At 36.5% G+C, this 23904-nt stretch carries 20 protein-coding genes; 9 read left to right on the forward strand and 11 right to left on the reverse strand.

The window, feature by feature from the left end:
- Nucleotides 1-39: 39 nt before the first annotated feature.
- From B0E34_RS05890 to B0E34_RS05930, 9 genes are all read right to left on the reverse strand, one after another.
- The gene (locus tag B0E34_RS05890; protein ID WP_087707840.1) at nucleotides 40-1902 is read right to left on the reverse strand and encodes a M1 family metallopeptidase; all 1863 of its coding nucleotides are present in this window, start codon (nucleotides 1900-1902) and stop codon (nucleotides 40-42) included.
- A 143-nt stretch (nucleotides 1903-2045) separates the two neighbouring features.
- On the reverse strand, nucleotides 2046-2873 hold the full coding sequence (locus B0E34_RS05895) for an endonuclease/exonuclease/phosphatase family protein (protein WP_087708006.1): 828 nt from the start codon (nucleotides 2871-2873) through the stop codon (nucleotides 2046-2048).
- A gap of 270 nt (nucleotides 2874-3143) precedes the next feature.
- Nucleotides 3144-5342, reverse strand: a complete 2199-nt coding sequence (locus B0E34_RS05900; protein WP_087707842.1) for a M1 family metallopeptidase — start codon at nucleotides 5340-5342, stop codon at nucleotides 3144-3146.
- Between the two features lie 79 nt (nucleotides 5343-5421).
- Nucleotides 5422-5616 (reverse strand): hypothetical protein, encoded by a 195-nt coding sequence (locus B0E34_RS05905; protein WP_123956560.1) that lies wholly within the window; start codon nucleotides 5614-5616, stop codon nucleotides 5422-5424.
- Between the two features lie 2 nt (nucleotides 5617-5618).
- Nucleotides 5619-6875: a S8 family peptidase gene (locus B0E34_RS05910; protein ID WP_087707846.1), complete on the reverse strand. Its 1257-nt coding sequence runs from the start codon at nucleotides 6873-6875 to the stop codon at nucleotides 5619-5621.
- Between the two features lie 148 nt (nucleotides 6876-7023).
- The gene (locus B0E34_RS05915) at nucleotides 7024-7617 is read right to left on the reverse strand and encodes a hypothetical protein (RefSeq protein ID WP_087707848.1); all 594 of its coding nucleotides are present in this window, start codon (nucleotides 7615-7617) and stop codon (nucleotides 7024-7026) included.
- Entirely contained in the window at nucleotides 7617-8315 is a 699-nt protein-coding gene (locus tag B0E34_RS05920; protein ID WP_087707850.1) for a hypothetical protein, read from the reverse strand. Before B0E34_RS05920 ends, B0E34_RS05915 begins: the two co-directional genes overlap by 1 nt.
- A gap of 16 nt (nucleotides 8316-8331) precedes the next feature.
- Entirely contained in the window at nucleotides 8332-9204 is an 873-nt protein-coding gene (locus tag B0E34_RS05925) for a DUF2589 domain-containing protein (protein ID WP_228408263.1), read from the reverse strand.
- 484 nt (nucleotides 9205-9688) lie between these two features.
- The gene (locus B0E34_RS05930; protein ID WP_087707852.1) at nucleotides 9689-10570 is read right to left on the reverse strand and encodes an SDR family oxidoreductase; all 882 of its coding nucleotides are present in this window, start codon (nucleotides 10568-10570) and stop codon (nucleotides 9689-9691) included.
- A 230-nt stretch (nucleotides 10571-10800) separates the two neighbouring features.
- Between B0E34_RS05930 and B0E34_RS05935 the strand changes: the two genes are divergently transcribed.
- Together B0E34_RS05935 and B0E34_RS05940 are read left to right on the forward strand one after the other, a co-directional pair.
- Nucleotides 10801-12435: a DUF1800 family protein gene (locus B0E34_RS05935; protein ID WP_087707854.1), complete on the forward strand. Its 1635-nt coding sequence runs from the start codon at nucleotides 10801-10803 to the stop codon at nucleotides 12433-12435.
- Nucleotides 12436-12439: 4 nt separating this feature from the next.
- On the forward strand, nucleotides 12440-14056 hold the full coding sequence (locus B0E34_RS05940) for a DUF1501 domain-containing protein (protein WP_087707856.1): 1617 nt from the start codon (nucleotides 12440-12442) through the stop codon (nucleotides 14054-14056).
- A gap of 326 nt (nucleotides 14057-14382) precedes the next feature.
- Here B0E34_RS05940 and B0E34_RS05945 read toward each other — a convergent pair whose 3' ends face one another.
- Nucleotides 14383-14793 (reverse strand): DUF1573 domain-containing protein, encoded by a 411-nt coding sequence (locus B0E34_RS05945; protein WP_076395107.1) that lies wholly within the window; start codon nucleotides 14791-14793, stop codon nucleotides 14383-14385.
- 161 nt (nucleotides 14794-14954) lie between these two features.
- On the opposite strand from B0E34_RS05945, the gene B0E34_RS05950 reads away from it, so the two are divergent.
- Together B0E34_RS05950 and B0E34_RS05955 are read left to right on the forward strand one after the other, a co-directional pair.
- Complete coding sequence (locus B0E34_RS05950; protein ID WP_087707857.1) at nucleotides 14955-16202, forward strand: sensor histidine kinase; 1248 nt, start codon at nucleotides 14955-14957, stop codon at nucleotides 16200-16202.
- Nucleotides 16203-16217: 15 nt separating this feature from the next.
- Nucleotides 16218-16898, forward strand: coding sequence for a response regulator transcription factor (locus B0E34_RS05955; protein WP_087707859.1), 681 nt, complete (start codon nucleotides 16218-16220; stop codon nucleotides 16896-16898).
- Nucleotides 16899-17064: 166 nt separating this feature from the next.
- On the opposite strand, the gene B0E34_RS05960 is transcribed toward B0E34_RS05955, so the two are convergent.
- Nucleotides 17065-18402: a dihydroorotase gene (locus tag B0E34_RS05960; protein ID WP_087707860.1), complete on the reverse strand. Its 1338-nt coding sequence runs from the start codon at nucleotides 18400-18402 to the stop codon at nucleotides 17065-17067.
- Between the two features lie 161 nt (nucleotides 18403-18563).
- On the opposite strand from B0E34_RS05960, the gene B0E34_RS05965 reads away from it, so the two are divergent.
- The 5 genes from B0E34_RS05965 (at nucleotide 18564) to B0E34_RS05985 (ending at nucleotide 23895) form a co-directional block, all read left to right on the forward strand.
- Nucleotides 18564-19988, forward strand: coding sequence for an oligosaccharide flippase family protein (locus B0E34_RS05965; RefSeq protein ID WP_087707862.1), 1425 nt, complete (start codon nucleotides 18564-18566; stop codon nucleotides 19986-19988).
- Between the two features lie 144 nt (nucleotides 19989-20132).
- On the forward strand, nucleotides 20133-21149 hold the full coding sequence (locus tag B0E34_RS05970; protein ID WP_076395095.1) for a sugar phosphate nucleotidyltransferase: 1017 nt from the start codon (nucleotides 20133-20135) through the stop codon (nucleotides 21147-21149).
- A gap of 107 nt (nucleotides 21150-21256) precedes the next feature.
- Nucleotides 21257-22096 carry a lipoprotein insertase outer membrane protein LolB1 gene (gene lolB1, locus B0E34_RS05975; protein WP_087707864.1) on the forward strand — a complete coding sequence of 280 codons (840 nt, stop codon included), beginning with the start codon at nucleotides 21257-21259 and terminating at the stop codon, nucleotides 22094-22096.
- Nucleotides 22093-23658, forward strand: a complete 1566-nt coding sequence (locus B0E34_RS05980; RefSeq protein WP_087707866.1) for a peptidoglycan DD-metalloendopeptidase family protein — start codon at nucleotides 22093-22095, stop codon at nucleotides 23656-23658. The genes lolB1 and B0E34_RS05980 overlap by 4 nt, the downstream gene beginning before the upstream one ends.
- A gap of 30 nt (nucleotides 23659-23688) precedes the next feature.
- Nucleotides 23689-23895, forward strand: a complete 207-nt coding sequence (locus B0E34_RS05985; protein ID WP_029297620.1) for a twin-arginine translocase TatA/TatE family subunit — start codon at nucleotides 23689-23691, stop codon at nucleotides 23893-23895.
- The last annotated feature ends 9 nt before the right edge of the window (nucleotides 23896-23904 follow it).

Genomic DNA, 23904 nt, shown 5'->3' on the forward strand with positions numbered 1-23904 from the left:
AATGATTCCGGCTGTTTCTCTGAAACAGCCGGAATTTGTTTATAATGTTTTAGTATTGTCTTTCGGGGTGTAATCCATAAAAATACCTCCGTCAAGGTTTACCGATTTAACTTTTTTGGTAATCGGAACTGTAAGCATTGTTTTTTTCTGATCTTTTTCCCAGACCGATGGCGAAAAATGAAGCTTCTCCACAGTTCCGTCTTCATAGCCGATTTCCGCATCAAAAGGGATGGCAAAACCGCCCACATTATCTACATTTACCGTCAGAAGATCATTCATTTGAGATACTGAAGACACTTTCAGGTCGATATAATTATTCGTGTAAAACCAGTTATTAAAGAACCAGTTCAGATTTTTTCCGGAACCTGTATTCATAGAATTAAAATAATCCCACGGAATCGGATGTTTTCCGTTCCAGTTGTTCATATAATGATGAAATGCTTTTTTAAACAGATCATCTCCCAGATAATCTTTTAAAGCCAGATAAGAAAGGGATGCCTTTACATAAGAATTGTTTCCATACCCTGCTCCGCTTACCTGAGTACTCATCGTAATAATCGGCTGATCCTGTTCCGCAGAAGGATCATTGATCCATCTTTTTACCCTGAAATTTTTATAAAATTCTTTTGCTTTTGCTTCACCGTTTTCATCAATTCCGATTAAATATTCCAGAGTTGTTGCCCATCCTTCATCCATAAAAGCATAACGGGTTTCGTTGATGCCCATATAGAAAGGAAAATAGGTATGTGCAATTTCATGGTCTGCGGTTAATCTCGCATCCTGAAAATCATCCGGAATACTGGTATCGTTAATCATCATCGGATATTCCATGTCTGCAAACCCCTGAATTGCCGTCATTGCATTGTAAGGATATTCCACTCCGGGCCAGTTTTTAGAAAACCAGTCGAGATTATACTGCATCCATTCCACATAATGCTCAAAATCTTTTGCATCTGCTTTGTAACCTGCCTGAACACTTGCTCTTTTCGTTTTAAGCTGTACACTTGCCGCATCCCAAACATAATGATTGCTTAAAGCAAAACAGAAATCGGTGATATGGCTGGCTTTAAATTTCCACGTATTCCATTTATTCTGCTTCGTTACTTTTCCTGACTTCATTTCATGCTCAGTAGCAATGTGAATGACTTTGTCGCTTTTTAACGAAGACTTATATCTTTTTAAATACTCAGACTGAAGAACGGCATCGGGATTCAGGAAATCTCCGGTTGCCCAGACTACGTAATTTTTAGGCGCAGTAATGGCAAAACTGTAATCGTTGAAATCATTATAAAACTCCTGCCTGTCGGAATGCGGAAGCATATCCCATCCATTGTAATCATCATAAACAGAAACTCTCGGGAAAGAATAGGCTACATAAAATGTTTCAGGATCTATCTGTCCTTCTCTTCCGCTTTGTACAGATAAAGGATACTCCCACTCTATTTTAATTTCAGCTTTCGCTTTGGATTTTAAGGCTGAATTCAGCTTTATTTTTTCAACCGTTCCCCAATCGTCGCTGTTTACGTTATATTTTTCACCATTTACAGCAAATGATTTAATATGCAACCCCGAAGAAAGAAAATCTTTGGAAACAACGCCCGATCTCGGAGCCTGTGGTTTATGGAGATTATTAACAAATCTTATGGCAAGATCATTCAGATCATTTGGGCTGTTGTTGGTATAGACGATGGTTTCCTTTCCCGAAACCACCTTAGAATTGGCATCTACCTTTACCTCAACATTATAAATCCCTTTATTCTGCCAGTAATTTTTACCCGGAGCGCCCGACAGATCACGGGTTCCGTTTTCGTATGCTTTTTTAATATTTCTCGGCATATACAATTCCTGCGCGGAAAATTGCCATGAAACTAAAAACAATACACCCAAAACAAGCTTTTTCATTAAAATCTTTTTATAATAAGTATTTTATTTAACATAAAAGTAACAAAAAACGGCAATATAATTATTACCGTTTGTATTATTTTTTGATTGCTTACAATTAAGCAGAAATCATTTAATATCTTAAATATTTGACTAAAGCCATTTTAAAACATTAAATCCACTAAAACCGGAAAGTGATCCGATGGATACAGCAGATTTTCTCTTCTGTCGTTGATGTGTCTGTGAGATTTGATCTTAAATCCTTTGACGAAAATATAATCAATCCTGTCCTTCGGAATTTCATTTACATTGAAACCTGTAAAAGTACCTTTCGGACCGTAATGTTTTGTTTCTGAATGATAAAAACTGTCCTTCATATTCTGCGACATAATTTTTATCGGCTCCGAATCTTCCGTTAAATTAAAATCCCCGCTCACAGTTACAGGCAGATTTTTAGGATTGATTTCTTTGATTTTCTTTAAAATTAATTCTGAAGACTTCACTCTTGCTACATTTCCGATATGATCGAAATGAAGATTCAGTGCCATGAATTCTTTTTTAGATTTTTTATCTCTGAAAACAGCATACGTACAAATTCTGTTCAAAGCGGCATCCCATCCTTTTGAAGGTTTTTCAGGAGTTTCCGAAAGCCAGAACGTATCCGATTTTAAAACCTGCAATCTCTCTGTATCATAAAAAATAGCCGAAAATTCACCTTTTTCTTTTCCGTCGTCTCTTCCCACTCCTACATAATCATAGTTTTTCAATCCGTTTTTTATATCCTTCATCTGATCCGGCAATGCTTCCTGAACGCCGAAATAATCCGGATGATAATAGGTAAGGAGATCTGCAACATCCTGTTTCCTGTTCGTCCATGAATTTTCTTTATCCGAATCTACATTCAGTCTGATATTAAAACTCATCACCTTAAGATTCTGCGAAAATCCCAATGCAAAAACCATCAGGAATACGATTGAAAATCTGTAATTCATAATCATCTATTTTAATTAACAAAGTAACAAAAGTAAGATTTCTCCTTAAAACAGTCTTTAGAATTGGGAATTTTAATATTAAATTCAATTTAAAAACAAAAAACTCCGGAGTATTTTCCGAAGTTTGATATGGTAAAATAGAACCATTAAGATTTTATTTAAGGAGTTAAGGTCAAATTAAGTTTACCATTATTTAAGATTGAAAATCTTGATTTTCCTTAATAAAGCTTAACTTCTTAATTTAGAACTTAATGGTTTAAAAGATTAAAATTATTCTTTATTAAATTTAAATTCTCTTCCGTTCTGCTTAAAGGTAAATGACTTTTTATCCTGACTGAAGGTTAAAGAAATCTGCGCCATCTCCAGACTGAATGTATTGTTCCCGATATATTCCAGAGGAAATTCCTGCTGTCCTGTTGCCTGAGCAAAAAGCTGGTTGTTTTTCTCTGTAAATACAATTTTCATCGGAAGATCCTTGCTTCCGAAAGTTCCTGTAAATTCTTTAAGATTTACTTTTTCCGTCGGTTTTGCATCAGCGGAACTCCATGTGTTATTTTTAGAATCTACATCCGGAATCTCTGAATTCGGATCCAGTTTCACCTGATCGATTTCTTTTGTAGAATTGATTCTGAATGTCCATTCCGTATTTCTTTTCCAGACCTCGATCGGCAGTTTTACCATCTGCTGCGTTCCGTCTTTAAATTTAACCTGAACGTTGGTCGGCATTGGTAACTGTCCGATATTTTCAACCGTGATCTGGGCTCCGTTTTTAAAGTCTCCGTTAACGTATTTTACATTTTTAATGCCCTGATCGATTTTCCATTTGTTGATGAACCAGCCTCTCCAGAACCAGTTCAGCTCTTCACCCGACACATTTTCCATCGTGTGGAAAAAATCCCAAGGTGTAGGATGTTTGAAAGCCCATCTTTCAACATAGGTTCTGAATGCCTTGTCGAATTTTTCAGGTCCTAAAATAGATTCTCTTAAGATTTGCAGTCCCATTCCCGGTTTGAAATACGCCAAAGCTCCGATGCTGTTTTCTTTCATATTATCCGGACCTACCATAATGGGTTCAAAACCGTCGCTCATAATATATCCGCTCATCTGCGCAATATTTTTCTTTTCGTGATACTCACCTTTGTTAAAAGCTTCCGTAGAAAGTTCGTTGATGAATGTATTGAATCCTTCATCCATCCAAGCAAACAATCTTTCGTTGGAACCCACAATCATCGGGAACCAGTTGTGCCCGAATTCGTGATCGGTAACGCCCCAAAGATCGCCGCCTTTGGAATCCATATGGCAGAAAACAATTCCCGGATATTCCATTCCGCCTTCATTTCCTGCTACATTGGTTGCAGCCGGATAGGTATATTCGTACCATTTTGCAGAGTAATGCTCAATCGCCGCTTTTGTGTATTCTGTAGATCTGCTCCACGCATCTTTCCCTACACTTTCTACAGGATAAGCAGATATTGCCAAAGATTTTTTTCCGCTCGGAAGGTTAATTTTTGCCGCATCCAGAATAAATGCCGGAGACGAAGCCCATGCAAAATCTCTCGCCTGATTGATTTTAAATTTCCATGTTTTTGTTCCTGTTGAATTGTTTTTTCCTAATTCAGATTCAGAACGGATCATCACTGTTTTATCGCTGTTTTTTGCCTGATCCCATCGGCTGATTTCTTCTTTGGAATACACTTCTTTTGAATTCAGTAATTCTCCTGAAGCCACCACATAATGATTGGCAGGAACGGTAATGTTTGCCGTAATATCTCCGTATTCCAGATAAAATTCCGAAGCACCAAGATAAGGCAGGGTATTCCATCCCATGACATCATCATACACACACATTCTCGGATACCATTGTGCTATCGTAAAGATTTTTCCGTTTTTCGTATCCTGAATTCCCATTCTGTCGGAACCGTATTTTGGAGAAAGGAAAGAATATTCAATCTTAATTTTTGCGACTCCTCCCATAGCTTTAAGTTCTGCTGGAAGATCGATCTGCATTCTGGTATCGGTAATGGTATATTTCACATCCTTTCCGTCCAGTTTTACCGATTTTATTTTGTAACCGCCGTCAAATTCCTCACCGTGCGCTCCGTTTCGGCTTCCCGAAGTCGGTACGACTGCATTTCCTCTTGAATCTTTTGCAAATAAATTCTGGTCGAGCTGCAGCCATAAAAACCCTAATTTATCAGGACTGTTGTTTGTATAAGTGATTTCCGCAGTTCCTGTAAGTTCGTTTTTGGCTTCATTAAGGCTTACATCGAGATTGTAACTTGCCGAATTTTGCCAGTACGCGTGTCCCGGCTGTCCGCTTGCGGATCTTGTAGGCGTACCTGTCTGTGTATAGAAAAATGGTTTGAAAGCTTCTACGTAGCTGTATTTCGGGGCTTCCTGAGCCAAAGCTGACTGTGAAAAGAACATCACGGCAAGCGCAGAAACAAGGGTTGGAATTTTGAAGTTCATATTACTATTTTTAATTTAACAAAGTAAACAAAAATAAGACTTCTCCGGACAGAAAAGTCTGATGTCTTCATTTATCTTGTTAAATTTCTTTGTCTTCTTCCACAGAAAGAAAATACTGCTCAAAATCTTTATCGGAAACCGGCTTTTCGCTTTCGAGTTTTACGACTCCTATGGTTTTATAGTGGGCAGACAATTTTACATTGTTTTTTTTCAGTTCTTTTTCAAGCTGTCTGATATCTGTATTTTTTTTGAGAACTGCTAAGTATGTTTTCATCATTATATCTGTATAAGTCCGTTTCCGATATCTCTGTATTTCAAACCTTCGATGGGTTTTGCCTTCGTTTCAACAAGTTCCCAGATTTCTTTTGCCGATTTTTCGGGAAACTGTTCCATGTACAAAGCAATAAGCCCTGAAACATGGGGTGTTGCCATGCTTGTTCCGCTCATTGCGTAATAATTGCCTGTTTTATTTTTGGAATTTTTGGGATAAGAACTGATGATATCAACTCCGGGAGCGCAGATATTGACGTTTCCTCCGGTTGAAGGATTTAAGCCCGCGTTGGAAAATTTAGCTACTTTCATTTGTCCGTCAATCGCTCCGACTGCCATTACGGACATGGAGTTTGCTGGCATTGAAACAGGTTTGGGAACAGCCGGTCTGTTGCTGTCGTTTCCTGCTGCTGCAATAATGATGCAGTTGTTTTCCAAAGCTCTTGCTCCTATGGTTTCAAAAAGCGGGGAAGGTGCTTCATTCAGCAGAACCGGAGAAGCGAGTGAAAGGGACAGAATTCTGAATTTCTTTGTAATTGCCCAGTCTATGGCATCAATAACGCTGCTTGTGGTTCCTTTTCCTGTATCGGAAAGCACTTTTGCAATTTTTAAATTGGCATCTTTTGCGATTCCGTACCGTTTTCCGTTATCCAGTCTTATATTTCCTGTCGCAACTCCTGCACAGTGGGTTCCGTGACCGTTGGGATCGCGGCTCCAGTCTTCTCCGGCAATGAAGGATTTTCCTTCAATATTTTTTCCGAAAAAATCGGGATGAGAAAGTTCTAGTCCTGTATCCAGAATACAGATATCAACACCTTTTCCTGTGTATAATGAATTTCCGAGACCCAAAGCTTTGAGCCCCCATTCCATTTCCACTAAAGGTTTCTGCGGTAACGGTTTATTTATAATGTATTTTTCCAGCTCGGTGATTTTCTCTGCAATCTCTGCGGACTGTTTTTTCAGTTCACTGATGATCGACAGTTCATCCGCCGAAAAAAAATCTCTTTCTTTTTCAAAATAAACGATCGGGTTAGAATCGTTTTTCACAGCGCTTTTCAACTGTGCTTCATCCATATTTTCAACCACAAGAACACCCAGATTTTTGTAGAGAACTCCGTTATCCTCATCAATAACATCATAGGCTCGGTTTTCTGCGGAAAGAAATTCTGATGAGGTAATGTTTACATCAAATTCATTTTCAATTTTTTTGAGGGAGTTTTTATGCTGATCTTCGAGAACAACAATGTATCTTTCATTTTCCATGGGTTTTGTTTTTAAATCTATTATTCGCCTTTTAATTTTAATACAAAGGGCACTAAGTTTTTTTTACAACTAATTGCTTTTAAGGCTCACAAAGGTGTTTGGCTACGTCGAATCTTCGATTTCACTTAAATTAAGAAACACAAAGATTTTAAATTATTACAGAATAGTTTAATTTTAAAAGAACTTTTTCAAGAAGCAGGTAAATGTCTTCCGAGATCATCTGTAATCTGAGTTTTTTATTAATTCCGGCAATCTGAGTGTTTTGTTTGATTAAAGAATTCCAGAAGTCTTCAATTTTTGGTACATTGGCGAGACTTTTCACGATTTCGTCGTTCAGTATTCCGTTTTGATAGAGAGAAACTATTAATCCTGATAAAATTTCTTCTGCTTCATCCAGTTTTTTCTGCTCTTTGGTGTACATTTCCATTAAAAATTTGTGGACACTTTCCATTGCACTGAATGAAAATCCCCAAGTCAGCTCACGTTTTCCCGAAGCTATTTTTTCCATCTGAACAGGATTAAATCCTCTTTTTACCGTGGAAATCATGTTCATAACCTTTAAAACTTCAGATTCGTACGTAGTATTTCCTTTGGTTTTCAGGTAATCTAAAAATTCATAGAGAAATTCCTCAAACTGCGCATCAAAATCGAAAGACTTCGACAGATAAAGCTCCTGAACTTTATTAAAATGCTCAAGCAATTCCTGAATTTTCTGTATCGTATGATGAACGAGTTCCTGCATTACTCAAAAATTATCTGTTCGACTTCTTTACCGTCTTTGTCTTTAAAAGAGACGATTCTGATTCCTTCGTCTTCCATTTCCACATGAAGATTAACGAAAAGCTTGTCTTTGTCTTCCGCAGAGTTGGTATTGGGATCGATGTAAATATTGTTGATTTTAGAATTCACGAGGCTAAATCTGTTCAGCAAAGCACTGGTGAAAATTTCTTTCATTTCGTTCACTTCCGCTTCGCCGTTTCCTTCCTGCACGCGGAAAATTCCTGAATTTAAACTTTTCACATTCTGTCTGAGATCAACTTTAAGCAATTCGGCAGAAGGTTTTTTACCAAATTTCTGATCTCCGGCTTCAAGCGTTTTAAAAAGACTGGTAAATTCTTTGGTCTGAAGCTGTTTTTTGCTGATCTCCGTCATATTGAGGTTTTTCTCTTTATTGGCAAGACGGATTTTTTGGTTAACATCTTCCACAAGCTGATCTTCGCTGTACTTGAAATTGTACTTCGAATCTGCATCAATATCTGTAATCTTGATGGGAATATCCATTTTTACACTCGGAAGCGAATATCTTGGAACTTTAAAAAACTTTAAATACTCGTGTTTAGCATATTCTTTTGCGATCATTACCGCATTTTCGTCTGCTTTTTTACGAGCCTGAATTATCTCGTTGTTGAGATAATCCAGGTAATCTGATAATTTAATCATTTCTCGTAAAGGGTTTTTATTGTGCGAGTAATCCTAAAACTTTTTCCAATCCTGCAGGCATTTCGTCGTTGGTTGCTCTTACTTTTACGCCCAGAGAATATTCTTTTTCCACTTTAATTCCTGTTGCAGAAGTTCTTTTGTAAGAAACGTCCACTTTAAACTTCACCGGTCCGAAACCTCCTGAAGCTCCCGCAGTAATCCCGAATTCATCGCTTACATCTTTGGTGTAAGTAGAATTTAATTTTACATTGAAATCCACTTCGCAGGTTTCAATTCTGAAGCTCGGAACATTTAGTAATGCAATGAAAGGAACTGAAATTTCAACATCGTTCATTGTTTCTTTAGGATTGGTGGAACTTTCGGGTTCTGCCGGATCAAAATCAGGGTTTGGTCCCATTTTTTTGTATTTGAATTCCGCCATACGAAGCTTACTATCACTTCCATCCTGTTCGAATCCTACTTCTTTGATGAAATTTACTGTGCTGATTGATGCATTCGACTGTGCTTTTACACACGCATCCAACGGACCTCCGATGATGGTTGCAAAATCGATGCTTCCCAATTCTGCTGCAAAATCTGCACTTTCAGCTCCTGAAGTTTTGAAAACCTGATCGTCTGCCGCCATTCTTCCTGCCATCATTTTCATGATTTCTGAAGAAACGGCTGCGAAAGATTTTTCCCACTTCTCATCGTAGTTTTTCTTGAAGTCTTCAATAATGCTTACCAATTCTTTATTGGAAAGAGAAGAAAGTTCTGACGTTTCAATTCCTGAAACTTTTTCGTAAACTGCGGGACTTAAAGATTTTTCCAGTCCTGTTAATAAATCAATTAATTCACTTTTTGTTTTCTTGGTGTGGTTTGCTTCCAACACCGACTTTAATGTTTCCATGTTTGGTTGTTTAGGTTATTAAAAATTGATACTGCAAATGTATCATCGCCTGTGATGAGTTGTCTCAGTAATTCACCTAAATTTCAACCGTAAAATCACCCAAATAAAAAAAGTAGATTCCCCATTGAGAATCTACTTTTTGCTTTATTTAAAGGATTTTTTTCTTTTTAAATTAGAAAACAATTTAAATTTTTCTAATTATCCGCAATATGCTATAATTAAATGTTGTTTATTGTAATCATTATTATTTTTTTACCACAACGACACTAAGGTTATCCACAAAGCTCACAACTATTGTGTTCCTTGTGAAATCTTTAGTGCTCTTCGCGGTTAAAATCCAAGTATGATAAATAACAGATATCCAAATAAATTTTTATACACATTGTCATTCTGACGAAGGAAGAATCTAAATATTCTTTTTTAGAGATTCTTCACTCCACTTCGTTCCGATCAGAATGACAGTGAAAACATTAAAATCTAAAAATTAATTTGATTTTTTAGCTTTAATCATCGCTTCCAGCGCATCCCACATTTCCTGCGGAATATCTTCAAGCATGTTAAATTCACCTGCTCCCTGCAACCATTCTCCGCCGTCGATGGTTACCACTTCGCCATTCATATAAGCGGAATAATCTGAAACTAAGTAAGCGGCAAGATTTGCCAGTTCCTGATGTTCTCCTACTCTTCTTAAAGGAACTTTCTTTCTCATGTCAAATTTTTCCTGCAGGTTTCCCGGAAGCAATCTGTCCCATGCTCCTTTTGTAGGAAATGGTCCCGGAGCAATGGCATTGAAACGGATTCCGTATTTTGCCCATTCTACCGCCAAAGATCTCGTCATTGCCAAAACGCCTGCTTTTGCACAAGCGGACGGAACCACATACGCAGAACCTGTCCACGCATAAGTCGTTACGATATTTAATACCGTTCCTGAAGTTTTGGAATCGATCCAGTGTTTTCCCACGGAAAGAGTACAGTTCTTTGTTCCTTTCAACACAATATCCAGAACAGCATCAAAAGCAGAATGTGTGAGTCTTTCTGTAGGAGAAATGAAGTTTCCGGCAGCATTGTTAAGAAGGATATCAATTTTTCCGAATTCTTTTAGCGTTGCTTCTTTCATGGCTTCTACCTCATCCCAGTTTCTTACGTCACATGCTACGCAAAGAACTTTTCCGCCTGTTTCTTCTTCCAGCTCTTTTGCAGTTCCCTGTAGTTTTTCGAGGTTTCTGGACGTGATGACTACTTTTGCGCCCAATTCAAGAAAATATTTGGTCATTGCCTTACCGAGACCGCTTCCTCCTCCTGTTACAATGGCTACTTTATCTTTTAAAGCTCCTTCACGAAGCATCGGCTGTGTATAAAGATTCATAATTTAGTTTTAATAGATTACGTTACGTAGTAAATTTACTATAAATATTTGTTTTGGCAGAGTAAAAAGCTATGCAGGATATAGAATAATCAGACAGAATACTGAAGTCTCTCAAACAAAACGAAAAATGAAACATTTTCAATATATATTAAATTTAATCTTTATAATTGCTTTAAAAAATTATATTTAGTTCATTAAAATTGTACATTTGTTCAAAATAAAGCATAATTATGCCAAGTCTTACTCCTAAAATCACAGTTCTGGGATTTTCGAATGCTTATCATCTTCTCAGACGCACCACTTACAACATTACAAAGGCTAAAGTTCTGGATTTTGCGACCAAAACTCCGCAACAGGCACTTGCAGAATTATTTACGTTCAGTAATCCTGTTCCGCCTTCTCCGCTGAATAATGTGGGTGAAACAATTGTCCCGACAGCGGCAAATCCTACGATTACCGATACCCAAAGTACGACAAACAGCGTGAGAAACGATCTTTACTGGTGGCTTTACAGTGCTTTGAAGGATCCTTCTGCACAGCACAAAATTGCTTATTTTCTTCATGTTCTTTTTGTAACGGATGATAATGCTTCTTTCTGGACAAATTATGATTATAAAGAGCTTCTCAGGTTTCATGCGAATGGAAGTCTTAAAGAACTGGCTTTCAGAATAACACAAAATCCGAGAATGCTTGTTTTCCTGAATAATAATGTGAATCTGAGCACAAGTCCCAATCAAAATTATGCAAGGGAATTTCTGGAATTGTTTACGATTTTAAAAGGACCGCAGATTGCTACGGGAAATTATACCAATTACACGGAAACAGATGTACAACAGGCGGCAAGAGTTTTAACAGGATTCTCCCTGACTTCATCGGTACATCTGGATAAAACAGCAAGACTTAATTCTCTGGATCCGGTAACGAATATTCCGACAGGTCAGGTAAAAGTTAACACGCACGATACGGGAACCAAAACGTTTTCGTCAGCTTTCGGAAATCAGGCAATTTCGGGAGGGAATACAGACGCAACGATTAAAGCCGAACTTCAGAATTTCATTAACATGGTTTTTAATCAGGATGAAACGGCAAAAGCGTATTGCAGAAGAATGTACCGTTATTTTGTGGGAAGATTAATTACCACCGAGATCGAAAATGATATTATTGTTCCTTTGGCAGCATCTCTGAAAGCAGACAATTACAATATTATTCCTGCTCTCACCACGCTTCTTAAAAGTAAACATTTTTATGATGAGGAAGACAGCATTACGGGAGATCAGACGATTGGAAACATTGTAAGAAATCCGGTTGAGCTTTATCTCCATATGTTTTCTCTGCTGAATCTTCAGATTCCGCTTTACAATACGAATCCTTCGGCAATACACAGTCTGATGAACGTGGTGAATAATTATTCTTCGAATATGGGAATGCCTGTTTTTAATCCACAGTCGGTAAACGGATATGCAGGATATTACAGCAGCCCGAATTACGATAAAAACTGGATCACAACATCATCTCTGAGAATACGGTATAACAATACGATTGATTATCTCATTAACGGACTTACCTACAACGGCTTTACCTTTAAACTGAATAATGCCTCTTTTGTAAAAGACAGCGGATATTTTTCTAATCCCGCCAATGCAGATACTCTGGTAACAGAATTTCTTCAGATGATGTTTGTGGAAGTTCCGGACGGAACCCGTTATGATTATTTCAAAGGTATTTTTCTGAATAATTTAAGTACCATCAACTGGCAGAATGAATGGAATAACTACCTCAATACAGGAAATGCCAATAATGTAAAGATTCCGATCGACAGACTGGTAAAAGCCATCATTAAATCTCCTGAATTCCAAATAATTTAAGATCATGAACAGAAAAGATTTTTTAAAATTAATATCTCTTGCGGGAGTTGGAGCTCCGTTTTATCTTAACGGAATGCCTTCGAGGTTTATGAATCAGTTTTTGGATTTTCAACTGAATTGTGATACGGTTAACGATCGCTCTTTGGTTATTCTGAGATTAGCAGGAGCCAATGACGGACTGAATACGGTAATCCCGATTAGCCAATACAGTACCTATGCCGCATTGCGTCCCAATATAAAAATTGAAAGTTCAGGAACAGGAAGTTATATTCCGTTAGACAGCACGGTATCTTCGGGTAAACTTGTAGGTCTTAATCCTTCTATGACAGGTTTTAAAAGTCTATATGATTCCGGAAAACTGCTTTTAATGAACGGAGTTGGCTATCCGAACCCGAATTATTCGCATTTCCGATCAGAAAATTTAATGTTTGCAGGGAAAGACGGAACTACAAACTCGGATCTTCTCGACGGTATTTTCGGAAGGTATCTTGGCGCGTTATATCCGGGACTTGCCGGAAATCCGACGACACTGAATCCTGATCCGCTTGCTATACAGATGGGAAATCTCAATCCGTGTCTGTTTTATGAACATACGACTGAGAAAAATATCGAATACAACATGACCGGATTTCAGTCGAGTGTTTTCAGCAATTTAAATTTAATGAATTCTGAGTATAATGATCTTCTCAACTATATAAAAGGAGTTGCCACGAGTATGGATGCGTATTATGACCGCGTGATGCAGGTTTTCAACGCCGGAAACAATTCCACGACTACTTATCCTAATTCGTCTTTGGGAAAACAACTGAAAACAGTGGCAAGAATGATTAAAGGAGGCAGCAAGACCAAGATTTTCCAGGTGAATCTAAGCGGATTTGATACCCATGTGAGTCAGGTACAAACCGGAAGTACGCATTTGGGAACCCATGCGAATCTATTAGCAGATATTTCCAATTCTGTTGCCGCTTTTCAGGCAGATATTCAGCAGTTGGGCATTGCAGATAAAATAATGACGGTTACTTTCAGTGAATTCGGCAGACAGGTTCGCGAAAACGGAAGTACCGGAACTGATCATGGAGATCTTGCTCCGTTTTTCGTGGTTGGAAACGCTGCTGCCGCAGGAATTTTGGGAGATCATCCTGTGTTTACCAACCAGACAAGTTATTACTACAACCAAAATCAAAGAAGATATGATTACCGGCAGATTTTCGCTTCGCTTCTTCAGGACTGGCTTGGCGCAAGTACGAGTCTGATGATTACTTCGGAACTGGATTATTACGTTACAGGAAATCAGAAAGTGGATGTGATTAAAAATTCTCAAAAAGCGAATGCAGTATGCTCAACTTTGGGAACATCGAATGTGGTTTCCGACAAAGGAATTAAGATTTATCCGATTCCGGCAAGCCAGTTTGTGTATGTTGAATTTGAAAGCAGAATATCCGGAAGTATAAAGTATCAGTTAATGGATATGAGCGGAAGGGTAATTCACAGCTCTTCGGAAAAACCAATATCCAACCGTATTGAAATTAATGTTTCGGGAATTCCTGAAGGAAATTATTTGTTGAAAATCAATACAGATTCTGAAGAAATCAGCAGAAAAATTATTGTTTCGCACCGTTAATTTTTTGATTATCTTTTATTAAACGTACTGCTTTTTAACGCAAAGGATCGCTAAGATATTTTATATAACAACTGTTTTTAAGTTCGCAAAGGCGTTTCACTCAGCTAAGAACTCAAAGGGTTTTTCAATTAACAAATTAAGGACATCATTAAATTTTTATTTAAAAGACCATTGTATTCTTTTTACTTTTTTGTTTGCAAACTTTAAATAAAAAAAGCTTGATCTTTTGCGGCTAAATAAAAAGTTTAAACAGATTTTAAATCAAAAACAGCCCGACAATTTCTGTCGGGCTGTTTTTATATTGAACAAGATTAAATTTATTCAGATTAAGAAGCAACAACTGTACCTTTAAAAGAAAGAGTCTTTGGAGTTTTGCTGTCGCTTGTGGTAACATTTACCGTTTTCATGAAAGGACCCGCTGCTGCAGCGTTGTAGCTTGCTTCTACAAATCCTTTTTTACCAGGAAGAATAGGCGTTTTTGTATAATCCGCTGTTGTACATCCGCAAGAAGGTGCTACGTTTTCGATAATGATAGGCTTCTTTGATGTATTTGTAAATTCGAATCTGATGGTTTTTGGTTTTCCCTGAGGAATATTTCCAACATCAATAGATTCTGATTTCCATGTAACATCTGCAAGAATTCTTACAACCGGATTATTGTCAGTCGGAAGTGTATTTGCAAAAAACGGTGAAAATGCCAAAACAGCTAATAATGCTGAAATTTTTAAATTTTTCATGAGTATAAATTTTAATAATTAAAAAAAACCGATTTATTTTTGTTTTCACAAATGTAAGATGAATATTTGTATTAATCCTGTTAAGCGGTCTCAAACATTTGTTAATAAGTTGTTAACGATCAGAAATTAATAGATATTTTTGGATATTATTGTTCCTGTAAATGGAAATAAAGAAACTCAATATTATTATAACGCTTGGTTTTGTTGCTATTATCGGAATTCTGATAGCACAGCTTTTATGGACACGACAGGCTTATAATCTTGAAGACAAGAAATTCAACCAGACCGTAAATATTGCTTTGCTGGAAGTGGTTGAAAAACTTTCCGGCGGAAAAACGTCCTTTACCGAAAGTCCGGTTCAGAACATTTCCAATGATTATTATGTGGTAAACATTAACAATGAATTTCATCCTGAAGTTCTGGAACATTACCTGAAAACCGAATTCACACGTTTTCAGATCAATACCGATTATGTCTACGCATTGTACAATTGCCACAGCGATCAGATGATTTATGGAAAATTCGTATCGAAACATCAGGAAAGCCCGAATGAAAAAGTGATTAAATTTCCGAAGCATAAAAATCTGGTGTATTATTTTTCCATCCGTTTTCCGGATAAAATCACGTATCTCATTAGTTCTTTACGTTTCTGGTATGTTCTTACTTTTGCCCTGATCATCATTCTTCTGGTGTATGTATATTCCATTTATACGATTATTCAGCAGAAAAAATTCTCGGAACTGCAAAGGGATTTCATCAATAATATGACGCATGAATTCAAAACTCCTCTTTCATCAATTTTGCTGGCTTCGGAAGCTTTAACCAAGCAGGAACAGATCAAGGAAAATCCTAAATTACAAACGTATACTTCCATCATAACGGATCAGAGCCACAAACTGAATAGTCATATTGAAAAAATACTGAATATTGCCAAAAATGATGCTTCAGGATTGTCTCTGAAACCGCAAAGAATTATTTTAAAGCCTTTCATTCAGGAAATTGCAGAAACCGTGAAACAGAAGAATGAATACATTTCGATTGAATTATCTATTGATGATAATATTTCCGTTATAGCCGACGAATTTCATTTCAGTAATATCATTTACAATATTCTGGACAATTCCATAAAATACTGTGAAACCCAACCACATATTATTATTTCTTCGATAAATGATACAAAAGGTTTATATTTAAAGTTCAAAGACAACGGAATCGGGATTCCTGCGAAAAACCTTCCTCATATTTTTGATAAATTTTACAGGGTAAACACTTCAAAAAGCGATGCGGTAAACGGTTTCGGACTGGGACTTTTTTATGTAAAAAAAGTGGTTCAGCAGCATAACTGGAAAATTTCTGTTGAAAACAACAGCCATCAAGGAATTACCACTACCCTGTTTTTGCCATTGTAAAGAATATGTGTAATCATGGAAAAATCTAAAATTCTCTACGCCGAAGACGACAAAACCATTGCGTTCCTCATTCAGGACAGTCTGGAAAATCATTACGATATTTCCTGCTATTCTGACGGAAAATCGGCTTTGGATGCTTTTAACAGAGGAAGTTTCGACATCTGTCTTCTGGATATCATGATGCCGGAAATGAACGGTTTTGAGGTCGCACAAAATATCAGAGAAAAAGATGCTGAAATTCCTATTATTTTTATTTCTGCCAAAGCATTGAAGGAAGACCGCATCAAAGGACTGAAAATCGGAGCGGATGATTATCTGGTAAAACCTTTCAGCATTGAAGAGCTTATCCTTAAAATTGAAGTCTTCCTGAGAAGATCTAAGAAAAAAGAATCTTCGCCACAAAAATACAGAGTCGGAAACTATGATTTTGATCCGAACAATTACACCTTACACAATTCTGACAATAAAGTAACACTTACTCAGAGAGAATCTGAACTGTTGTTATTTTTTATCCGTAATAAAAATACCGTTCTCAAAAGACAGGATATTCTGAAGGCGGTTTGGGGCGATGATGATTATTTTATGGGAAGAAGCCTTGATGTTTTTATTTCAAGACTGCGAAAAGTTTTTTCCGATGAAGAAAATATTTCCATTGAGAATCTTCATGGGATTGGTTTTCGCTTTTCTGAGAAATGATTTTTTTGTCTCCACTCTTAATTAGCCTGAATTTGATCTAAATATTCCAAATAAAAAATTGACTTTATCCGAACTTTGGGATAAGTTTCGGCTAAAGCCAATTCGAGTTATTAATAATGAAAAAGCGGACTAAAGCCCGCTCTTATTGATATCAGTTATGTCGATCTTATTCCTGAACTTCAAAAAGCAAACGCTCCCCGAATTTTTGTTCATTAATTTTTCCGTTTTCGTACACCAGATTTCCATTGACAAAAGTATGGGTAACTTTAGAATGGAAATTCATTCCTTCCAACGGACTCCAGCCGCATTTGTAAAGAATATTGTCTTTTTCCACCGTCCAGTTTTCGTTTAAATCCACTAAAACAAGATCCGCTTTATAGCCTTCTTTGATGAAACCTCTTTTTTCAATTCTGAATAAAATGGCAGGATTATGAGCCATTTTCTCAACGATTCTTTCTAAAGAAATTTTTCCGTTTTTATAATTTTCCAACATTACGACCAAAGAATGCTGCACCAAAGGTGCTCCTGAAGGACATTTTGTATACACATTCTGTTTTTCTTCCCATGTATGAGGCGCATGATCCGTTGCAATCACGTCAATTCTGTCGTCCAGTAATGCTTCCCAAAGTCCGTCTTTGTCTTTTTGTGTTTTTACGGCAGGATTCCATTTGATCAATCCGCCTCTGGTTTCATAATCTTCATTGGTAAATGTTAAATGATGAACACAAACTTCTGCGGTAATTTTTTTATCTTTTAAAGGAATATCGTTTCTGAAAAGTTCTGTTTCTATTGCCGTTGACAAATGAAAAACGTGAAGCCTTGCTCCTGTTTTTTTCGCTAATTCAATGGCTTTGGATGAAGATTTATAACAGGCTTCTTCACTTCTTATCAAATGATGGAATTTCACCGGAATATCTTCCCCGTATTCATCAAGATATTTTTGCGTATTTGCTTTGATCGTTGCTTCATCTTCGCAGTGAACCGCAATGAGCATTTTTGTATTGCTGAAGATTTTTTCTAAAGTTTCAGGATTATCAACCAACATATTTCCGGTAGAGGAACCTAGAAACAATTTAATTCCGGGAACATTTCTGGGATTCGTTTTTAAAACTTCCTCCAGATTATCGTTGGTTCCGCCCATCATGAAACCGTAATTAGCGTAAGATTTCTGAGAGGCAATTTCATATTTATCAGCCAATAACTCCTGTGTTACCGCATTCGGAACAGTATTGGGCTGTTCGATAAAACTGGTTGTTCCTCCTGCAATTGCCGATCTTGATTCTGTTTCAATATCTCCTTTGTGCGTTAAACCCGGTTCACGGAAATGAACCTGATCGTCGATAACACCCGGTAAAAGATATTTTCCGCCACCATCAATAACCTGATCTGCTTGCTCGGAAATTTGAGAATCTATTTTGGAAATTAAATCATTTTCAATTAAAATATCACCTTCAACGATCTTTCCTTCGTTAACGATTTTTACATTTTTGATTAAAGTCTTCATTTTTACTTTTTTTACAAATTAGAGATGGAGCCATGCTTCCAACTTTGTCAAAGTTTAAAACTTTGACAAAGTTCTTCAAAATTAAGGTTTATGAATGAATTTTAATGCGGCTGATAAAAAATCAATTTCTAAATATTTACATTTGCATAAAATTTCACACGTTGTATAAGAAATTATTAGGACAGACAATTATCTATGGAATTGGAGCTATAGCGCCAAGAATTATTTTATTCATCCTAAATCCACTTTTGATTTATAAAATTCCCAACGAAGGTTTTGCAATTTTCACACAGCTTTATGCATGGATTTCTTTTGTGAACATTATCCTTTCTTTTGGCTTTGAAACTGCTTATTTTCGATTTTCTGCTGAAGAGGATAATGAGAAGAAAACATTTAATACCTCATTTTGGTTTTTGTTTTCAACCTCCAGTCTTTTTTTGGCTTTATGTTATTTATTCAATCAGCCGATTGCAGATTATGCGGGTTATCACAACAATCCGGAATACATAAGATGGTTTGCAATGATTGCTTTTTTTGACAATCTTCTGGTAATTCCTTTTGCATGGCTTCGTTTTCATAATAAACCGATAAAATACTCTGCAGTAAGAATTGTACAATCTGTGTTTCAGGCAATTTTTACAGCAGCACTATTCTTCTGGATCCCCGAAAATGTATCTAAAAGCTTTGGATTGGATCAAAACGTAGACTTCCCCTTCTTTAGTAATTTAGCAGGAAGTGCCTTAGGATTTTTATTGCTGTTTCCTATTATATTAAAGGTAAGATTTCAGTTTGTGACTTCTTTATTTAGCAGAATGGTTAAATACTCGTTTCCGTTGATGTTGGCTGGTCTTGCTTTCATGGTGAATGAAAATTTTGATAAATCTGTTCAAAGAGGTCTTATTTCAGATGAAGAGGCAGGAGCTTATGGAGGATGCTACAAATTAGCTGTATTAATGACATTATTTGTAACCGCTTACAGAATGGGAATCGAGCCTTTCTTTTTTAAACAAATGGATAAAGGAGACGCTAAAAAAACATATGCTAAAGTAGCCGAATATTTTGCATTTTTTGCCTGTGTGGTTGCTTTGGGAATTATTGCCAACATTTCCTGGCTGAAAAGTGTATTTATCCCCAATCAGTCTTATTGGATTGCAATAGATATCATCCCGATTATTGTTGTAGCAAACCTTTGCTTTGGAATTTATTATAATTTTTCGACATGGTATAAAGTAACGGACAAAACCAGTGTAGGAACCTTTATTTCATGGTTCGGAGCCGGAATAAATATTGCCCTGAATCTTTTGGCATTAAAGTATTATCACAGTATGTTGGGCTCTGCTTGGGCAACTTTCGGGGCTTATGCTATTATGATGATCGTCTCTTATTTACTTGGTCAAAAATATTATCCTATCCCTTACAGAATGAAAAAAATGTCATTCTTTCTGATATTATTGGGAGCTTTCAGCTTTATCATTGTTAAATATTTTAATTATGATATTTTAATGAGTAATGCCTTATTTATAACTTTTGCAGGTATCCTCATTTACTCCGAAAAAGAGATGCTTTTATCAAAAATCAAACGATAAATCTGGCTCTGACTTTGCTTATACCGGATTCTGCGTTGCACCAGACAAAACTTGAAAACTCTTGGCAATACTATCACACTCAAAGGTTTTATTGCTATATTTATAAAAAATTAGAACTAACAAAAAAACATATTTATATAATTTATGAAAATTATTGTTCCTATGGCTGGACGCGGTTCCAGATTACGTCCACATACACTGACTGTACCAAAACCTCTTATTCCGATCGCGGGAAAACCGATCGTACAAAGATTGGTGGAAGATATTGCTAAAGTTGCGGGGGAAACTATTGAAGAAGTAGCTTTTATCATTGGAGATTTTGGTCCGGAGATTGAAAAATCTCTTATTCAGATTGCCGAAAAACTGGGAGCAAAAGGAAGTATTTACTATCAGAATGATCCGCTTGGAACGGCTCATGCCATTAAATGTGCAGAACAGTCCATGACAGGAGATGTAGTGATTGCTTTCGCAGATACTTTATTCCGTGCAGATTTTGTTTTAGATAAAAATTCAGATGGAGTAATCTGGGTAAAAAGTGTAGAAGATCCTTCTGCTTTCGGAGTAGTTAAATTAGATAACTACGGTTTCATTACAGATTTTGTGGAAAAACCTCAGACTTTCGTTTCGGATCTTGCGATTATCGGTATTTATTATTTCAACAGTGCCGAAAAACTGATGGATGAAATTAATTATATCATGGACAATGATATTAAAAACGGAGGTGAATATCAACTGACTACAGCACTGGAAAACCTGAGAACAAAAGGAGCAAAATTCACGCTTGGAAAAGTAAATGACTGGATGGATTGCGGAAACAAAAACGCAACCGTAGAAACCAACAGCAAAATTCTTGAATACGAAAGAGATGCAATGTCTCATTTTCCCGCTTCTGCGCAGATCGAAAATTCTTTGATTATTCAGCCTTGTTTTATCGGGGAAAACGTGAAAATTTCAAACTCAAAAGTGGGTCCCGGAGTTTCTTTAGGGAACAATACCATCATCGTTAATTCAAATATAGAAAACTCTCTGATTCAGGAAAATACAAGAATCAATCATGGAAACCTATCCAATTCAATGATTGGTAATTCCGCACAATATTTTGGCGTTGCAAGAGAAATTTCTCTGGGAGATTATTCCGTTCTGGATTTTTTGTCTAAATAATTTTTCGAAAATATAAAATATTAACATAAATAAATTATCTTCAAGCCACACAAAATGTTTTGTGTGGTTTGGCGTTAATATTGCAACAACTTATCAAATTTTCCGGCATGAAAAAGTGGATTCCATTACTTATTTTAACTGTATTTCTTTTCAACTGTAAATCCAGAAAAACAGCCATGCAGCAAACTCAGAATGTTGACAGTCTCGTTGTGAATGATATGAAGGATCCTGACAAAAAAGAAAATCATGTTGGAGACAGAATGGATTTTTATCAGAAAATTTATCTTCATCCGCAGTTTGAATATCTTAAAATTACCAGCAAAATAACGGCAGACAACATAAAAGTGAGTCCGCTGGATGCAGTTATTTATATTGAAACCGATAAAAAAATATGGTCCAGAATAGACTTTCTGTTTTTTAATGCAGCAAGAGCTTTAATTACTCCGGAAGGAATCAAGGCGATGGATAAATACAACAAAAACTATATCGATTCGGATTTTGATTACCTGAATAATCTTCTGAACGTTAATTTTATTGATTATAAAAATCTCGAAAAACTTTTGGAAGGAAGAACGTTTTTCACTTTAAGCGACAGAAATGCAAAAATTGTAAAGAATAATGACGGTTATCTTGTGGAATCTATTTCCAACATCAAAATTTCTACCGAAAATATTGAAAGGGATTATAAAATCATGATGCAATATTCGGATGATTTTGATCTTACAACAGTAAATTTGAGAGATGCTAAATCCAACGATGCCATGCAAATCGTATATAGTGATTGGGAGCTTCAACCAAATAATGTAAAGTTGCCAAAAAATGTTAAAATAATTATAAAAGGAAGTAAAAACAGCCAGATTTTAATAGAAAATACGAAATTTGATTTTTCGAGGATGGAAACACCTTATTCTGTTCCATCTAGTTATAAGAAAATTGAGATTCAATGATTAAAAAATTTAGCTTTTTAATAGGTATTTTACTGTTCGGATTCCACCAAGGGCAGAATCAGAAAAAAGAGCAGCTGCAAAAGCAAAATGCTGAACTTAAAAAACAAATTGCACAAATAAATACAGATCTTGCAAAGACAAGAACAGAATCTAAACTTTCTGTTGCTTATCTTGATAATGTTAATAAAAAACTGGCTTTAAGAGAAAAAGTTTATACCAATACCCAAAAGGAAAAAAGATTTATTGAGGACGATATTTATCTGCGTCAGTTAGAAATTAACCGTCAGAATAAAGATCTTAAAGTTTTAAGAGACAATTATGCCAAGGTTTTGGTAAATGCCTACAAAAATAAAGGAGTACAGAACAAAGTAACGTTTATCCTTTCGGCTAAAAATTTAGGAGAAGCGATAAGAAGAGTTCAGTATTTAAAGCAATATTCAGATTATCAGGATAAAAAAGCGGCTGAAATTACCAATGCTGCAGAAAAAATAAAGCAGACGATTGCCAGAAGACAAAACTCTGTAAAAGAAAAAGCCAATTTATTGGTTAGTCAGCAAAAAGATTTAACAACGATAAATGCAGAAAGAGCTCAAAAGGAGCAGCTTGTTGCAGAATTTAAGAAAAATGAATCTAAACTTACTGCTGAACTAAGACAAAAGCAGACTCAGTCTAAAGCTTTGGAAGGACAGATCAGAAGCATTATTGCAGAAGAAATCCGCATAGCCAAAGCAGAAGAGGAAGCAAGAAAAAAAGCAGAAGCAGAAAAAATACGTCTGGCAAAAATAGCGGCTGAAAGAGAGAAAGCAAGAATTGAGGCAGAAGCTAAAGCAAGAGCAGAAGCTTTGGAGAAAGAAAGACTGGCAGCCGAAGTGGAAGCACGAAAAGCCAGAGAATTAGCCGATAAAAGAGCGGAAGAAGAGAGAAAACGTAATGAAGAAGCAGCTCGTTCCGAAGCAACAGCAAGAGATGAGGCTAGAAAAGTAGCCGCGAAGAAAGCATCAGACGAAGCAGCAGCAAAAGCGAAAGAAGCATCTGATAAACTAACTGCCGCAAGAGCCGCAGAAGCTGCTTTAGCAAAGAAAAAAGAGGATGACAAAAAAGCTGCAGAAAGCAAAGCAATGACCAATTATGGCGTTACTACTGTTGCGGGAAGTAATTTTGCAGACAATAAAGGAAGATTAGGATATCCTGCAGACAGAATCGGGCAGATTACGCACCGTTTCGGGAGACATCCTCATCCTGTATTTAAAAATATTGATGAAGAAAATAACGGGATAAAAATCTCCGTACCTTCCGGAACCAGAGCAAAATCTGTATTTCCGGGAACTGTATCTTCAGTATTGGCAAACAGCGACGGAACAAAAACCGTTATGCTGAGACACGGAAATTATTTTACTATCTATTCCAATCTTTCCGGCGTAAGTGTTTCCAAAGGACAGCAGGTTTCTGCAGGAACACCGGTCGGAGTAGTAGGACAGGATTTTGACGGAACTTATACCCTTGATTTTCAGGTATGGAACGGAAGTACTCCGGTGGATCCATTAGGTTGGGTTTCTTATTAAAAAAAGACTAACTTTGTAAAAATTTTAGAAATGAATACATTAACAATACTGTCATTATCTTGGCAACACATTTTGATCGTAGCGATCATTCTGCTTTTACTTTTCGGAGGTAAAAAAATTCCTGAACTAATGAGAGGTGTAGGTTCGGGTATCAAAGAATTTAAAGATGCTGTAAAAGAAGAGGACAAACCGGGTTCTGAAAATAAGACAACAAACAACAACCCTTCGAGCAACTAAACAATTCTT

Source organism: Chryseobacterium mucoviscidosis (assembly GCF_002177115.1).
Classification (GTDB): domain Bacteria; phylum Bacteroidota; class Bacteroidia; order Flavobacteriales; family Weeksellaceae; genus Chryseobacterium; species Chryseobacterium mucoviscidosis.

Bases quoted from the DNA above. Each gene is read 5' to 3' on its own strand.
- B0E34_RS05960 (WP_087707860.1), bottom strand. From the start codon at position 18,402: ATGAAGACTTTAATCAAAAATGTAAAAATCGTTAACGAAGGAAAGATC.
- B0E34_RS05935 (WP_087707854.1), top strand. From the start codon at position 10,801: ATGCCAAGTCTTACTCCTAAAATCACAGTTCTGGGATTTTCGAATGCT.
- B0E34_RS05905 (WP_123956560.1), bottom strand. From the start codon at position 5,616: ATGAAAACATACTTAGCAGTTCTCAAAAAAAATACAGATATCAGACAG.
- B0E34_RS05970 (WP_076395095.1), top strand. From the start codon at position 20,133: ATGAAAATTATTGTTCCTATGGCTGGACGCGGTTCCAGATTACGTCCA.
- lolB1 (WP_087707864.1), top strand. From the start codon at position 21,257: ATGAAAAAGTGGATTCCATTACTTATTTTAACTGTATTTCTTTTCAAC.
- B0E34_RS05930 (WP_087707852.1), bottom strand. From the start codon at position 10,570: ATGAATCTTTATACACAGCCGATGCTTCGTGAAGGAGCTTTAAAAGAT.
- B0E34_RS05915 (WP_087707848.1), bottom strand. From the start codon at position 7,617: ATGCAGGAACTCGTTCATCATACGATACAGAAAATTCAGGAATTGCTT.
- B0E34_RS05940 (WP_087707856.1), top strand. From the start codon at position 12,440: ATGAACAGAAAAGATTTTTTAAAATTAATATCTCTTGCGGGAGTTGGA.
- B0E34_RS05900 (WP_087707842.1), bottom strand. From the start codon at position 5,342: ATGAACTTCAAAATTCCAACCCTTGTTTCTGCGCTTGCCGTGATGTTC.
- B0E34_RS05980 (WP_087707866.1), top strand. From the start codon at position 22,093: ATGATTAAAAAATTTAGCTTTTTAATAGGTATTTTACTGTTCGGATTC.
- B0E34_RS05945 (WP_076395107.1), bottom strand. From the start codon at position 14,793: ATGAAAAATTTAAAAATTTCAGCATTATTAGCTGTTTTGGCATTTTCA.
- B0E34_RS05950 (WP_087707857.1), top strand. From the start codon at position 14,955: ATGGAAATAAAGAAACTCAATATTATTATAACGCTTGGTTTTGTTGCT.
- B0E34_RS05920 (WP_087707850.1), bottom strand. From the start codon at position 8,315: ATGATTAAATTATCAGATTACCTGGATTATCTCAACAACGAGATAATT.
- B0E34_RS05890 (WP_087707840.1), bottom strand. From the start codon at position 1,902: ATGAAAAAGCTTGTTTTGGGTGTATTGTTTTTAGTTTCATGGCAATTT.
- B0E34_RS05925 (WP_228408263.1), bottom strand. From the start codon at position 9,204: ATGGAAACATTAAAGTCGGTGTTGGAAGCAAACCACACCAAGAAAACA.
- B0E34_RS05910 (WP_087707846.1), bottom strand. From the start codon at position 6,875: ATGGAAAATGAAAGATACATTGTTGTTCTCGAAGATCAGCATAAAAAC.
- B0E34_RS05955 (WP_087707859.1), top strand. From the start codon at position 16,218: ATGGAAAAATCTAAAATTCTCTACGCCGAAGACGACAAAACCATTGCG.
- B0E34_RS05895 (WP_087708006.1), bottom strand. From the start codon at position 2,873: ATGAATTACAGATTTTCAATCGTATTCCTGATGGTTTTTGCATTGGGA.
- B0E34_RS05985 (WP_029297620.1), top strand. From the start codon at position 23,689: ATGAATACATTAACAATACTGTCATTATCTTGGCAACACATTTTGATC.